Source organism: Methylobacterium isbiliense (genome assembly GCF_022179325.1).
GTDB classification, from domain to species: Bacteria; Pseudomonadota; Alphaproteobacteria; order Rhizobiales; family Beijerinckiaceae; genus Methylobacterium; species Methylobacterium isbiliense.
This window is the reverse complement of record NZ_BPQQ01000037.1, coordinates 21107-34997: the sequence shown is the minus strand read 5'-3', so window position 1 is coordinate 34997 and position 13891 is coordinate 21107. Positions and strand designations below refer to the sequence as shown.

The 13891-nt window shown below is 71.7% G+C and carries 16 protein-coding genes; all 16 read left to right on the top strand.

Annotated elements, in window-relative coordinates:
• Nucleotides 1–60: 60 nt before the first annotated feature.
• Nucleotides 61–1347 (top strand): DUF1217 domain-containing protein, encoded by a 1287-nt coding sequence (locus MFF61_RS16610; RefSeq protein ID WP_238236271.1) that lies wholly within the window; start codon nucleotides 61–63, stop codon nucleotides 1345–1347.
• A 2-nt stretch (nucleotides 1348–1349) separates the two neighbouring features.
• Nucleotides 1350–2075 carry a flagellar basal-body rod protein FlgF gene (flgF, locus tag MFF61_RS16605; protein ID WP_238236269.1) on the top strand — a complete coding sequence of 242 codons (726 nt, stop codon included), beginning with the start codon at nucleotides 1350–1352 and terminating at the stop codon, nucleotides 2073–2075.
• Nucleotides 2076–2078: 3 nt separating this feature from the next.
• Nucleotides 2079–3413: a flagellar protein export ATPase FliI gene (gene fliI, locus MFF61_RS16600; protein ID WP_238236267.1), complete on the top strand. Its 1335-nt coding sequence runs from the start codon at nucleotides 2079–2081 to the stop codon at nucleotides 3411–3413.
• Between the two features lie 92 nt (nucleotides 3414–3505).
• Complete coding sequence (locus MFF61_RS16595) at nucleotides 3506–4732, top strand: flagellar hook protein FlgE (RefSeq protein ID WP_238236266.1); 1227 nt, start codon at nucleotides 3506–3508, stop codon at nucleotides 4730–4732.
• 89 nt (nucleotides 4733–4821) lie between these two features.
• Nucleotides 4822–6276 (top strand): flagellar hook-associated protein FlgK, encoded by a 1455-nt coding sequence (flgK, locus tag MFF61_RS16590; protein ID WP_238236264.1) that lies wholly within the window; start codon nucleotides 4822–4824, stop codon nucleotides 6274–6276.
• A gap of 5 nt (nucleotides 6277–6281) precedes the next feature.
• Entirely contained in the window at nucleotides 6282–7328 is a 1047-nt protein-coding gene (locus MFF61_RS16585) for a flagellar hook-associated family protein (protein ID WP_238236262.1), read from the top strand.
• Between the two features lie 273 nt (nucleotides 7329–7601).
• Nucleotides 7602–7949: a flagellar biosynthesis regulator FlaF gene (flaF, locus tag MFF61_RS16580; protein WP_238236260.1), complete on the top strand. Its 348-nt coding sequence runs from the start codon at nucleotides 7602–7604 to the stop codon at nucleotides 7947–7949.
• Nucleotides 7946–8380 carry a flagellar biosynthesis repressor FlbT gene (gene flbT, locus MFF61_RS16575; RefSeq protein ID WP_373324716.1) on the top strand — a complete coding sequence of 145 codons (435 nt, stop codon included), beginning with the start codon at nucleotides 7946–7948 and terminating at the stop codon, nucleotides 8378–8380. The genes flaF and flbT overlap by 4 nt, the downstream gene beginning before the upstream one ends.
• Before the next feature lie 47 nt (nucleotides 8381–8427).
• Entirely contained in the window at nucleotides 8428–8838 is a 411-nt protein-coding gene (gene flgD, locus MFF61_RS16570; protein ID WP_238236256.1) for a flagellar hook assembly protein FlgD, read from the top strand.
• A gap of 22 nt (nucleotides 8839–8860) precedes the next feature.
• Nucleotides 8861–9127, top strand: coding sequence for a flagellar biosynthetic protein FliQ (locus tag MFF61_RS16565; protein ID WP_238236255.1), 267 nt, complete (start codon nucleotides 8861–8863; stop codon nucleotides 9125–9127).
• Nucleotides 9128–9202: 75 nt separating this feature from the next.
• Entirely contained in the window at nucleotides 9203–11284 is a 2082-nt protein-coding gene (gene flhA, locus MFF61_RS16560; protein ID WP_238236252.1) for a flagellar biosynthesis protein FlhA, read from the top strand.
• Between the two features lie 65 nt (nucleotides 11285–11349).
• Entirely contained in the window at nucleotides 11350–12036 is a 687-nt protein-coding gene (fliR, locus tag MFF61_RS16555) for a flagellar biosynthesis protein FliR (protein ID WP_283206008.1), read from the top strand.
• Between the two features lie 4 nt (nucleotides 12037–12040).
• Nucleotides 12041–12439, top strand: a complete 399-nt coding sequence (locus tag MFF61_RS16550; RefSeq protein ID WP_238236250.1) for a hypothetical protein — start codon at nucleotides 12041–12043, stop codon at nucleotides 12437–12439.
• A gap of 88 nt (nucleotides 12440–12527) precedes the next feature.
• Nucleotides 12528–12986 (top strand): rod-binding protein, encoded by a 459-nt coding sequence (locus MFF61_RS16545; protein ID WP_238236249.1) that lies wholly within the window; start codon nucleotides 12528–12530, stop codon nucleotides 12984–12986.
• A 20-nt stretch (nucleotides 12987–13006) separates the two neighbouring features.
• Nucleotides 13007–13342, top strand: coding sequence for a flagellar protein FlgN (locus tag MFF61_RS16540; protein WP_238236248.1), 336 nt, complete (start codon nucleotides 13007–13009; stop codon nucleotides 13340–13342).
• 9 nt (nucleotides 13343–13351) lie between these two features.
• On the top strand, nucleotides 13352–13798 hold the full coding sequence (locus MFF61_RS16535; protein WP_238236247.1) for a hypothetical protein: 447 nt from the start codon (nucleotides 13352–13354) through the stop codon (nucleotides 13796–13798).
• The last annotated feature ends 93 nt before the right edge of the window (nucleotides 13799–13891 follow it).

Genomic DNA, 13891 nt, shown 5'->3' with positions numbered 1-13891 from the left:
CTTGCCCACCACAAGCCTGAGGCAAGCGTGGCTTCCTAAGCCCGCTCCAGGAGCGCGCGCATGCCCTCGACCCTCACCAACTATCAGTTGATCACCCGCGATCTCGGCGCCTCGCTCAAGCGCAAGGCCGCCGATCCGATGATCGCGCGCGAGACTGCCTACTTCCAGGCCACTATCGGCAAGGTGAAGTCGATCGACGACTTCATGAAGGACACGCGTCTCTACACCTTCGCGATGAAGGCGTACGGCCTGGAGGAGATGACCTACGCCAAGGCGTTCATGCGCAAGGTGCTGACGGAGGGCGCCGCCTCGCCGGCGAGCTTCGCCAACCGCCTCGCCGACGCCCGTTACGTCGCCTTCGCGCGGGCCTTCGACTTCGCCACGGGCGCGAGCGCGACCGGCGCCGGCCCGACCGTGTCGGGCACCATCGCGGCGGAGGCGAGGCTCGTCGCCGCCACGCCCGCCCAGCTCAACGGCGCGTTCGCCCTGCCGGAGACGCTCGACTTCTCGGGCCCGAACGAGGTGCGATTCGCGCTCGCCTCGCAGGTCGACGCCGCCTCGACCAAGTCGGCGACGATCGTGCTGAACAAGGCCTCGCTCGCGGCCTCCGTGCAGAATCTCGCACAGGTGACGCCGACCGAGATCGTCGCGGCGATCAACGCGCAGGTCGCGGCCTCCGGCGAGGCCGGACTCAAGGGCAAGGTCCAGGTCGGCCTCGGCGTGGCCGGCAGCCTGTTCATCGAGACCACCGCCTTCTCGGGGCTCGGCGCCGACGGGGCGGTCGGCGGCAGCGGGGACTACGCCGACGTCGATTACGCCGCGGGCGGCGCCACCCGGACCCTCGCCGTGCGCAACCTGCCGCTCTCGGGTCCGGGGCAGACCGCCCTCGACATCGGCTTCGGCATCGGCCTCCCGCCGGACGCGAAGGCCAAGGCCGTCACCGACGCCTACCTGCGCCAGACCCTGGAGACGGATGCGGGCGCGGAGGATACGGGCCTGCGCCTCGCCCTGTACTTCGCGCGGCAGGCCTCCGGACTCACGAGCGCCTACGACATCCTGGGCGACCCGGCACTCAGCCAAGTCGCCAACACGGTGATCGGCCTGCCCGCCACGAGCGGCGCGGCGACAAGCGAATCCCTCGCTCGGCGCGCCGCGCTGATCTCCGCCAAGATCGACATCGCGAGCTTCAAGGAACCGGCCAAGGTGGAGGCGTTCGTGCGCCGCTTCGCGGCGATCTGGGACGCGCAGAACAACGCGGGCGACTCGCCCGCCGCCGTCCTGTTCTCGGGGGGCGGGAACCAAGCCGCGCTGCTCCTCGGCCTGCAGCGCAGCCGGGCGGGATTTTAGCCATGCAGACCGGCCTCTACGTCGCGCTCTCCGCGCAGATCGCTCTGGAGAAGCGCCTCACCACCGTGGCGCACAACGTCGCCAACGCGGCGACGGCGGGCTTCCGCGCCGAGGAGACCAAGTTCGAGCAGGTCCTCGCCAACGCCAAGACCGGCCCGGTCGCCTTCGCCACCACGGGCGAGAGCTACATCTCGCGCCGGGCCGGCCCGACGATCCGCACCGACGCCCCCCTCGACGTGGCGGTGCAGGGCGAGGCGTGGCTCAGCGTCCAGGGCCCCAAGGGGCCGCTCTACACCCGCGACGGGCGCATGACGATGGACGCGAACGGCCGCCTGCGCAGCGTGGCCGGCCTGCCGATCCTCGATCCGGGCGGCTCGCCGATCCTGCTCGATCCCCAGGCCGGTCCCCCGGTGATCGGGCGCGACGGCAGCATCCAGCAGAACGGCAACCAAGTCGGCGCCGTCGGCCTGTTCACCATCGATGCGGCGAGCAGCCTGACGCGCGCGGCGAGCGGCGCGGTGGCGTCGAGCCTGCCGGGCCGGCCGGTGCAGGACTTCACCCGGCTCGGGGTGATCCAGGGCCATATCGAGGGCGCCAACGTGAACCCGGTGCTCGAACTCACCAAGCTGATCGGCATCCAGCGGGCCTTCGACAACGCCGCCGCGACGGTCACCGAATCCGAATCCTCGCTGCAGAACGCCATCCGCTCCCTCGGCTCGGCGAGCTGACGCATGAGCGCGCCTCCCGACCCGCTCTCGCGCCTCGACGCCGCCCTGGCCGCCGCCCGCACCGAAGGGGCGCTCGTGCGGATCGGGGGCCCGATCCGCGAGGTCACGGCCAGCGCCTGCCGGGTCGGCGGGGTCGCGCCCTTCGTGCGGCTCGGCGACCGCATGGGCTTCGAGGCCGGCGGGCGCATCCAGATCGGCGAGGTGGTGCGGGTGGACGCCGGGGGCGCCACCCTCAAGCCCTTCGAGGCCCGCATCGAAGCAGGAATCGGCACCCGCGCCTTCCGGCTCGGGGCCGCGGCCCTGCGCCCCGACTCCTCGTGGAAGGGCCGCGTCATCGACGCGCTCGGCCGGCCGATCGACGGGGCAGGCCCTCTCGTGCCGGGGCCGTGCCCGGTCCCGCTCGACGCCGACCCGCCCGCCGCGATGGGCCGGGCGCGGCTGCGCCAGCCCCTGCGCTCGGGCGTGCGGGCGATCGACCTGTTCACGCCGCTCTGCGCCGGCCAGCGCATCGGCATCTTCGCGGGCTCCGGCGTCGGCAAGTCGACCCTGCTCGCGATGCTGGCGGGCGCCGAGGGCTTCGACAGCGTCGTGGTGGCGCTGGTGGGCGAGCGCGGCCGGGAGGTGCGCGAGTTCCTCGACGGGCCGCTCGCCGCGAGCCGCGGGCGCGCGGTGATCGTGGTCTCCACCGGCGACGAGAGCCCGATGATGCGCCGACAGGCCCCCAAGCTGGCGATGGCGGTGGCCGAGCATCTGCGCGACCGGGGCGAGGCGGTGCTGCTGATCGTCGATTCGGTCACGCGCTACGCCCACGCCGCCCGCGACGTGGCGCTGGCGGCGGGCGAACCCGCGGTGGCGCGGGGCTTTCCTCCGAGCGTCTTCTCCGACCTGCCGCGCCTGCTCGAACGGGCCGGCCCCGGCGGCGAGGGCCAGGGCAGCATCACCGGCATCTTCTCGGTGCTGGTGGACGGCGACGACCACAACGACCCCGTCGCCGACAGCATCCGCGGCACGCTCGACGGCCACATCGTCCTCGACCGGGGCATCGCCGACCAGGGCCGCTACCCGGCGATCGACCTGCTCGGCTCGATCTCGCGGCTGGCCGAGCACGTCTGGTCCCCCGAGCAGCGGGAACTCGTGCGACGCCTCAAGGGGATGATGGCGCGGTTCGAGGAGACGCGGGACCTGCGCCTGATGGGCGGCTACCGCGCCGGCACCGATGCCGAACTCGACCAGGCGGTGGGCCTCGTGCCGCGCATCTACGAGGCCCTGCGCCAGGAGCCCGGCGGGACGCCGAGCCGGGACGCCTTCCTCGAACTCGCCCAGGCGCTGCGGGCGTGAGCGCCCGCAGGCGCGCTCGGTCGCCATCTCAGCCCCGCGCAAGCCACCTTGCGTTTAGTGCGTCCCAACGCTCCCACCCTTGAGGCAACACGATGAGTCTCTTCGGCGTGCTCCGGACCGGCGTGTCCGGCATGAATGCGCAATCGAACCGGATCGGCACCATCTCGGAGAACGTCCAGAACTCCAGCACCACCGGCTACAAGCGCACCTCCACCGAGTTCTCCTCGCTGCTGATCGAGGGCTCCGAGAGCGGCGTCTACAACTCGGGCGCCGTCGAGACCGTGCTGCGGCGGTCGATCAGCGAGGACGGGCCGGTCGCGGTCACCAGTTCGGCGTCCGATCTGGCGATCCAGGGCAACGGCTTCTTCGTGGTGCAGGACGCCAACGAGCGGCCCTACCTCACCCGCGCGGGCAACTTCGTGGTCGACGGTCCCACCGGCAACCTCGTCAACACCGGCGGCTTCACGCTGATGGGCTACAGCCTCGCCAACGGCGAGCCGACCCCGACGCTCAACACCTTCGACGGTCTCGTGCCGGTGAACGTGACGTCGCTCGGGATGCAGGCCCGGGCCACGGCGACGGGCGAGATCGCCGGCAACCTCCCGGCCGACGCGACCCCGGTCGCGGCCGGCACGGCGCCGCCCGCCGGCGCGGCCTTCAGCAAGAAGACGCAGCTCGCGACCTACGACCCGCAGGGCCGCAAGGTCCTGCTCGACGTCTACCTCACCAAGACCGGCGCCAACACGTGGTCGGCGAGCGTCTACGAATCGACCAACGCCACAAGCTTCCCGGCCACTCCGCTCGGCTCGCTGGCGCTGACCTTCGGGGCGGACGGCCGGCTGACCTCGCCCGGCACCGCCACCCTCGGCCTCGGCGGCCGCACGATCGCCCTCGACATGTCGGGCGTCACCCAGCTCGCCGCCGCCTACGACCTGAAGGGCCAGGCGGACGGCAACGCGGCGAGCGCCGTCAAGGGATCGGAGTTCGCTGCCGACGGCACCGTCTACGCGATCTACGAGGACGGCAGCCGGGTCGCCGCCTTCAAGGTGCCGCTCGGCGACGTGACGAGCCCCGACAACCTCACGCCGCGGGCCGGCAACGTGTTCGAGACCACGCCCGAATCCGGCACGGTGCAGATCGGGTTCGCCACCACGGGCGGGCGCGGCGCGATCAAGTCGGGCGCGCTCGAACAGTCGAACGTCGACGTCAGCGCCGAACTGACCGCGATGATCGAGTCGCAGACCGTCTACACGGCGAACTCCAAGGTGTTCATGACGAGCAACGAGATGCTCGACACCCTGATGAACCTGAAGCGCTGACGCGCCGCGTCCGCGCGAGCCGGCGAGGCTCGCGCGGGCCTCCCCGGCACCCGTCTCCCCTTGCCCTCGTCCAGTCGCGGAACCCTCCGATGGGCCTCTCCCTCGCGCTCACCACGGCGCGGTCCTCGATCCAGGCCAATGCCGCCCAGATCGCGGTCGCCTCCCGCAACGTCGCGGGCGCCTCCGACCCGTCCTACTCGCGCAAGATCGCCGCGGTGGTGACGCTGAACGGGGGCGTGCGCGTCGCGGTGGCGCGGGCGAGCGACGTGGCCCTCTACACCCGGATGCTCGGGGCGACCTCCGACCTCGCGGGCCGCGATGCGGTGCTGAACGGACTCCAGACGCTCCAGCGCACGCTGGGCACGGCGGAGAACGCCACCTCGCCGGCCGCCAGCCTCGGCGCCCTCGGGACCGCCCTGCACTCGGCCGCCAACAAGCCCGACGATCCGGCGCTGCTGCGCGCGGCGGTGGAGCGGGCGCGCGACCTCGCCCGCAGCCTCGCCGACGGTGCCGCTGCCGTGCAGGCGGTGCGCCAGGAGGCGGACGGCGCCATGACCGAATCGGTGGCGCGCATCAACGGCCTGCTCGGCCAGTTCGACATCGCCAACCGCGCGGTGATGACCGGGACCGCGCTTGGCCGGGACGTCACGGACGACCTCGACACGCGGGACCGGATCCTGGCCTCGCTCTCGGAGGAGATCGGCCTCACCACGCAGGTGCGCGAGGGGGGCGACGTCGCGATCTACACCGATTCCGGCCTGCCCCTGTTCGACCGCGGCCCCCGCCGGGTGAGCCTCGCGCCGACGCCCGCGCTGGCCGCCGGGGTCGCGGGCGCCGCGGTGATGATCGAGGGCGTGCCGGTCACGGGGGCGGGCTCCCCGATGCCGCTCCAGGCGGGCCGGCTCGCGGGCCTGAGTCAGCTGCGCGACGAGACCGCCCCCGCCTACGGGGCGCAGCTCGACGAGATCGCCCGCGGCCTCGTCCTGGCGTTCCGGGAGCGCGCGGCCGACGGCACCGAGCGGGCCGGCCTGTTCACGAATGCGGGCAGCGCCCTCCTGCCGGCAGGCCCGCCCGCCACCGGCCTCGCGGCGGCGCTGCGCCTCAACCCGACGGTCGACCCGCAGGGCGGGGGGAGGGTCGACCTGCTGCGCGACGGCGGCATGGCCGGCGGCGCCTATCGCTCCAACCCGGCCGCGGCGGGCAGCGGCACCGCCTATCCCGACCGGCTGCGGGCGCTGGCCGGCGCGCTCGCGCAGGCCCAGAGCTTCGATCCCGGGCCGGATCTGCGCGGAACGGCCTCGCTCCAGGACTTCGCCGCCTCGTCCGTGGGCTGGCTGGAGGCGCGCCGCAAGGAGGCGTCGGAGGATTCGGACGCGCACGCGACGCTCCTGTCGCGCGCCTCCGAGGCCCTGTCGAACGCCACCGGCGTCAATAACGACGACGAGACGGCCCAGACCCTGAAGCTCGAACAGGCCTACGCCGCCTCCGCCAGGCTGATCGCCCTCATCGACGAGATGCTCAAGACCCTGATCAACGCGGTGTGAGCGCCATGAAGACGAGCTTCATCTCGACCCAGAGCCTCTGGAACGCGCCCCGCACTGGGGCCGCGCGGCTGCAGGCGGAACTCGCCAAGGCGAACGAGGAGGTGGTGACCGGGACCCATGCGGATCTCGGCCTCGCGCTCGGCAGCCGCACCGCCGTGAGCGTGGCGCTGCGCCGCCAGCGCACCGATCTCGACGCGATCACGCAGGACAACGCCCTGACGAGCCTGCGCCTCGACGCCACCCAGGCCGCCCTGCAGACGATGCGGGAGGGCGTGGACAAGACCCTGAAGGAACTGCTCGCCGCCACCGTCGAGCAGCGCGGCACGCTGGTCGCCGCCGCGGCGGGCGAGCGCCTCGGTGCCCTCGCCTCCACCCTCAACGGGTCGAGCGGGGGGCAGTACCTCTTCGCCGGGCTCAACGCCCAGGAGGCGCCGCTCACGGCCTATGCGGGCAGCCCGCCCTCCCCGGCGCGCACCGCCGTGGAGACGGCGTTCCGAACCGCCTTCGGGGTCGATCCCGGCTCGGCCGGCGCCTCGGCGATCACCCCGGCCCAGATGGCCGCCTTCCTCGACGGCGCCTTCGCGAACCTGTTCGCCGAGACCGCCTGGACGGGCACGTGGTCGGACGCGTCGAGCCGCACCATCCAGAGCCGGATCGCCCCCGACGAGACCGCCGAGACCTCCGCCACGGCCAACGCGGCGCCGTTCCGCACCCTGGCGATGGCCTACGTCATGGCCGCGGGCCTTGGGCTCGCAAGCCTCTCGACCGAGACCCAGGCGGTGGTCACCGACCGGATCGCCGCCCGCCTGCGCGAGGCCGGCGCCGGCCTCGCCGGGATCGAGGCCGGGCTCGGCACCAGCCAAGCCCGGATCAAGGACGCCGAATCCCGCATGGCGGCGCAGAAGACGCTGCTGGCGGCCCGCCTTGGCGAGCTGGAGGGCGTCGATCCGGCCGAGGCCAAGACCCGGATCGACCGCCTCACCACGCAGATCCAGATGTCGTACTCGCTGACCGCCCAACTCCGTCAGCTCAACCTCGTGTCTTACCTATAGTTTTCAGCCGGTTGCGTCGCAGCGGATCGTGTACCAGCGACAGCTGGCAGGTCGATTTTCGAACATTACTTCATTTGTGAAGGACACGGGAGCTCATGCGGTATATCGGACTGGCTCTAGTCTGGGAAACGAGCGACGTTAACCGTATGCAAAAACTTCCCTGGGAGAGTTGAGCCCGGCCGGGTGCGGTCGCGTCGAGCCCCCGACGGGGGGTCGGCGCGACCGCTGCTCCGAGCCCGGCCGGTCCGTGAGTCACGCGAGGCATCATCGACGATGTACCGATTTTCCTATTCCGAGATCCTCGAGGATGCCCCCGACATCTGCCGCGAGCGGGAGCGAGCCGCCTTCGACCGCGCGCTCGCGCTGCTCCGGAAGGCGAATGCGGCGGAGGCCCAGTTCGAGGAGCGGGGCGAAGCGGTGACCTTTCTCCAGCGCCTGTGGGACGTGCTGATCGAGGACCTGCTCAGCCCCGAGAACAGCCTCCCGGACGCCCTGCGCCACGATCTCGTGTCGATCGGCCTGTGGTGCATGCGGGAGGCGAGCGAGGCGCTCGGCGCGCCCGGCCGCAGCCTCACCCCGCTCATCGACGTCAACACGGCCATCCGCGACGGCCTGCGATGACCCGCGCCATGCACCTCTCCCTCCGGGCCGGCGAGCGGGTGTACGTCAACGGCGCGGTGCTGCGCGTCGACCGCCGGGTCTCGCTCGAACTCCTGAACGAGGCGACCTTCCTGCTGGAGCACCACGTGCTCCAGCCCGAGGAGGCGACGACGCCGCTGCGGCAGCTCTATTTCGCCGCCCAGATCATGCTGATCGATCCGTCGAAGGCCGAGGAGGCGCGCGGCCTCTACGGGCGGCTGCACGAGGGGCTGATGGGGGCGCTCGCCAACGCGGAGATCCGCGCCGGCCTCGACGCGGCCCTCGGCCTCGTGGCGGGCGGGCGTCCGTTCGAGGCGCTGAAGCTGATCCGGGGTCTCTACCCGGCCGAGGATGCGGTGCTGGCCCGCGTGCCCGCCCCGCCGCCGCGGGTGCCGGCGCGCCGGCGCGCCTGAGGAATCAGCCGGGCAGCGAGCCCGGCCAGTCGAGAGAGGACCACGCGATGGACGTCAGCAGCATCTCGCAGGGAACGGCCCCGTCCGGCCAGACCGCGACCAAGAAGACCGGCTCGGGCTTCGCCTCCTCCGTCAATGCCGACGCCTTCCTGAACCTCCTCCTCACGCAGCTGAAGAACCAGGATCCGACGAAGCCGATGGATTCGACGGATTACATGGGCGAACTCGCCACCTTCTCGGAGGTGGAGCAGAGCACGAAGACGAACCAGAAGCTCGACGCGATCCTGTCCTCGAACTACCTCTCGCAGGCCGACACGGCGATCGGCCGCACCGTGACCTCGTCGGACGGCAGCATCTCGGGCACGGTCGCCTCGGTGAAGATCACCACCGACGGCCCGCTGGCGCGCCTCACCGACGGCCGCGAGGTGCTGCTCGGCAACGGCGTCGTGATCGGGTGACGCCCCGCAGAGGAGCGACCGCGTGAACGAGATCGACGCCCTCGAACTGGTGCGCGCCGCGATCTGGACCATCATCATCGGCGCCGGCCCCTCGGTCGCCGCCGCGATGGCGGTGGGCATCGCGGTGGCGCTCGTGCAGGCGCTCACCCAGATCCAGGAGGTGACGCTCACCTTCGTGCCCAAGATCGTGGTGATCCTGCTCGTGATGCTGGTCACCGGCTCGTTCATTGGCACCCAGCTCTACGCCTTCACGGAGGCGACCTACGGGCGGATCACCTCCGGGTTCTGATCCGCCCCGGCCACCCTCGCGCAAGCTTCAGGCCCGACAACCCTCCCGGGTGACGGCCGAGGACGGGGAGCCGCGATGGCGTTGGTCGAGGCAATCGGGCTGGAGCGCAGGACGCAGCGCGATTTCGGCTTCGCGGCGGGCATCGTCGCGATCCTGGCGATCCTCTTCCTGCCGATCCCCGCGGTCCTGATCGATATCGGGCTCGCCTTCTCGATCGCGCTCTCGGTGCTGATCCTGATGGTGGCGCTCTGGATCCAGAAGCCGCTCGAATTCTCGTCCTTCCCCACCGTCCTGCTCATCGCGACGCTGCTGCGCCTCGCGCTCGGCATCGCGACGACGCGGCTGATCCTCTCGCACGGCCAGAACGGCGTCGGGGCGGCGGGGCACGTCATCCAGGGCTTCTCGCAGTTCGTGATGAGCGGCGACTTCGTGATCGGCATCGTGGTGTTCGCGATCCTGATCACGGTGAACTTCCTCGTCATCACCAAGGGCGCGACCCGCATCGCCGAGGTGGGGGCCCGCTTCACCCTCGACGCGATCCCCGGCAAGCAGATGGCGATCGACGCCGACCTCAATGCCGGGCTGATCGACGACAAGGAGGCGCAGCGCCGCCGCCGCGAGCTGGAGGAGGAGAGCGCCTTCTTCGGCTCGATGGACGGCGCCTCGAAATTCGTGCGCGGCGAGGCGGTGGCGAGCCTCATCGTCATCGCGGTCAACATCTTCGGCGGCATCATCATCGGCACGACCCGGCACGGGATGCCGCTGTCCACCGCCGCCGACGTGTTCACCAAGCTGTCGGTGGGCGACGGCCTCGTCTCGCAGATCCCCGCCCTCGTGGTCTCGCTCGCCGCGGGCCTGCTCGTCTCCAAGGGCGGCACGCGCGGCACCGCCGAGCAGGCGGTGCTGGGCCAGCTCGGCGCCTACCCGCGCGCGCTCGCGGTGGCGGCGGCCCTGATGCTCCTGTTCGCCCTGGTGCCGGGGCTGCCCTTCCTGCCCTTCGTGGCCCTGAGCGCGCTCCTCGGCTCGATCGCCTACGTGATCCCGCGCCGGGCGGCCGAGAAGCGCGCCGTGGAGGCCGCCAAGGCTGCCGCCGAGGAGGAGCGCAAGCAGGCCGCCAGCCGCGACTCGGTGAAGGATTCTCTCAAGACCCCCGAGATCGAGCTGTGCCTGGGGCGCCACCTCTCGGCGCAGGGCCTCGGCGGTCAGGCGGAGCTGAGCCACCGCGTCGCCAAGATGCGCCGCAAGTTCGCGGTCCAGTACGGGTTCGTGGTCCCGGACATCAAGCTCTCCGACAGCCTGTCGCTGCCGCCCAAGAGCTACCAGATCCGCATCCACGGCACCGCGGCGGCGACCCAGGAGATGCGCCCCGGGCAGGCCCTGGTGGTGGTGGGCGAGGGACCGGAGCCCGACGTGCCGGGCGAGGAGGTGCGCGAGCCGGCCTTCGGCATGCGGGCCCTGTGGGTGATGGACAGCTACGCGGCGGAGGTGCGCCGCGCCGGCTTCGAGCCGGTGGACGGGACCTCGGTGCTGCTCACCCACCTGTCCGAGGTGATCCGCAACAACCTGCCGCATCTCCTCTCCTACAAGGACATGCGCGCCCTCATCGACCGCCTGGACCCCGAGTACAAGCGGCTGCTCGAAGAGATCTGCCCCTCGCAGATCTCCTATTCGGGCCTGCAGGCAGTGCTGAAGCTGCTGCTCTCCGAGCGGGTCTCGATCCGCAACCTGCACCTGATCCTGGAGGCGATCGCCGAGATCTCGCCCCATGCGCGCCGGGCCGAGCAGATCGCCGAACACGTGCGGATGCGCATCGCCCAGCAGATCTGCGGCGACCTCGCGGAGGACGGCACCCTGAGCGTGCTGCGCCTGGGCAGCCGCTGGGACCTCTCCTTCCACCAGAGCCTCAAGCGCGACGCCAAGGGCGAGGTGATCGAGTTCGACATCGACCCCCGCCTCGTGGAGCAGTTCGGCAGCGAGGCCGCGGAGGCGATCCGCGCCCGCCAGCGCGAGACCCACGTCTTCGCCCTCGTCACCGCCCCGGACGCGCGTCCCTACGTGCGCATGATCATCGAGCGCATCTTCCCGACGCTGCCGGTGCTCTCGCATCTGGAGATCGCCCGCGGCGTCGAGATCAAGTCCCTCGGGACGATCTCGTGACCCGGCTGACGCCCGAGACCTTCCTGGCCGTCTTCCTGATCTTCTGCCGCATCGGCGGCTGCCTGATGGTCGTGCCGGGCTTCTCCAGCGCCCGCATCCCCGCGCAGGTGCGGCTGTTCCTGGCGCTCGCCGTCACCTTCGCGCTCTCGCCGCTGCTCCTGTCCCTGTTCCAGGGCCGGCTCGCCGACCAAGCCCCCGCCACGACGCTCGGCTGGATCCTCACCGAGAGCCTCACCGGGCTGCTGATCGGGCTGCTCGGCCGGATCTTCCTGTTCGTGCTGGAGACCGTGATGACCGCGGTGACGATGGCGGTGGGCTTCTCGGCCATTCCCGGCACCGTCGTGGAGGGGGCCGAGCCCCAGAGCGCCCTCGTGGCGCTGATCGCGATGGCCGCCACCGCGCTCCTGTTCGCCGCCGACCTGCACTGGGAGCTGTTTCGCGGCCTGGTCGATTCCTACATCCGCATCCCGCCGGGCGAGGGCGTCGGCGCCCAGGCGGCGCTGGTGCAGATCGTCGACCAAGCCACCGCGGTCTTCGTGCTGGGCCTGCGCATCACCTCGCCCTTCATCGTCTACGCGGTGGTGGTCAACGTCGCGGTGGGCTTCGCCAACAAGCTGACGCCGACGATCCCCGTCTACTTCGTCGCCACGCCGTTCGTGATCTTCGGCGGCTTGATGCTGCTCTACGTCCTGTCGAGCGAGTTCATGATGCAGTTCCTCGGCGCCTACGCGCAATGGCTGCGGCGGGGGTGAGGCCATGCGCAAGCCCAAAGCCATCGCCCGGGCCGAGCGCCTGATGGACCTGCAGGCGCAGATGCGCCGGGCGGCCGAGTGGGACCTCGCCGAGACCCGCCGCCGGATCGGCGCCCTGGAGGGGAGCCAAGCGGAGCTGCTGCGGGCGCTCGGCGACGGGGCGGGCGGCCTGTTTCTGGAGGCGGCGGCGCGGCGCCTGCGCGGGCTCGCGGGCGAGGCAGCCGATCTCGGCCGCACGGCGGAGCAGCAGGCGGAGGCCGTGCGCGAGCAGGCGCTGGCGCAGAAGCGCTCCGAGCGCCGCCTCGCCCGGCTCGGCGCCGAGCACCGCCGCGAGGAGGAGCGGCGCGAGCTCCTCGCCCAACTCGACGCGCTGGCGGCCCGCAGCGACGCAAGCCTGCCGTAAGCCAGCGGGTCTATGGCTCTGCGACGGTCCGGCGTGGCGAAGGGCCAAGGGACACCAGCCAAGCGACAACGGCCAAGAGACGTCTGCGATGAGCATCAAACCGCCCTCCGACATCGTGCTCGACGTGGCCCGGGCCGCCGACCCGGCCCGGCTGCAGGAGGCCGCCGCCAAGCTGCAGGCGCCGGGCGCACCCGTGGATCCGGCCGCCTTCGCGGACGCGGTGCGGGCCATCGGCCCCTCGACGCACATGCCGCTGGATGCCCGCGGGGCGGTGACCGCGGCCCAGACAGACACCGCCGTCTCGGGCGCCCGCGGGGCCGGCCCCTATCGGCAGTTCGAGGCCTTCGTGATCCAGCACTTCGTGGAGGCGATGCTGCCGCAGAAGGCCGGCTCGGTCTACGGCAAGGGCATGGCCGGCAAGTACTGGAAGTCGATGCTCGCCGAACAGATCGGCGGGCAGATCGCCAAGGCCGGCGGCCTCGGCATCGCCCGCACGCTGGCCGCCGCCCAGCCCGACCAGACCGCCGTCAAGAAGACCGAACTCTGACACCCGCCGGAGCATCCCCCATGCTGCTCGCTTCCCTCACCCGGCTCGAAGCCACCATCGACGCGGAGACCGAGGCCCTGTCGGCCCACGCCGCCTTCGACCAGGACGCCTTCAACCGCCGCAAGAGCCAGAGCCTGCTCGAGCTCACCCGCCTCGCGCGGCGGGAGGACGCCCTGGCGGATCCCGAGGTCGCCGCCTGCCTTGCGCGCCTGCGCGACAAGCTCGCCCGCAACCAGCAGGTCGTGGCCCTGCATCTGCGCGCGGCCGAGGAGGTGTCGGACGTGGTCGCCCGGGCGCTGCGCGCCGCGGAATCCGACGGCACCTACACGGCCGCGCCCCGGATCGCGGCGCGCTGAGGCCCTCCGATGCGCGTCATCATCACGGGCATCTGGATCTGCGCCGCCACGGTCCTGTCCTGCTACGGCATGGTGACCTACGGCGCCGGCCTGTTCGCGCCCAAGACGGAGCCATACCTCGAAGGCCTGCAGTACCAGAAGCTGCGCGCCATCAACGTGCCGATCATCGCCGACGGCGCGGTCCAGGGCTACATCGTGACGACGCTGGTCTTCACGGCCGACGCGAAGCTGATGCATGCCCTCCCGGTGCCGCCGAACTCCTTCGTCATCGACGAGGCCTTTCGCCAGATCTATACAGACACCGACCTCGATTTCCGCCGGCTCAAGAAATACAACGTCACCAAGCGCCTCGCCGAGATCCGCCAGAAGGTGAACGAGCGGCTCGGCGCCGACGTGGTCAAGGACGTGCTGGTGGAGGACTTCAACTTCGTGTCGAAGCGCGACGCCAAGTCCTGAAGGCGACGCTTCGGTCCCGGCGCGCCCCGACCGGATCGCGCACGGACCGACACGCCGCCGGTCCGTGGTGTCCGCTGGGTCCCGGCGCCGGAC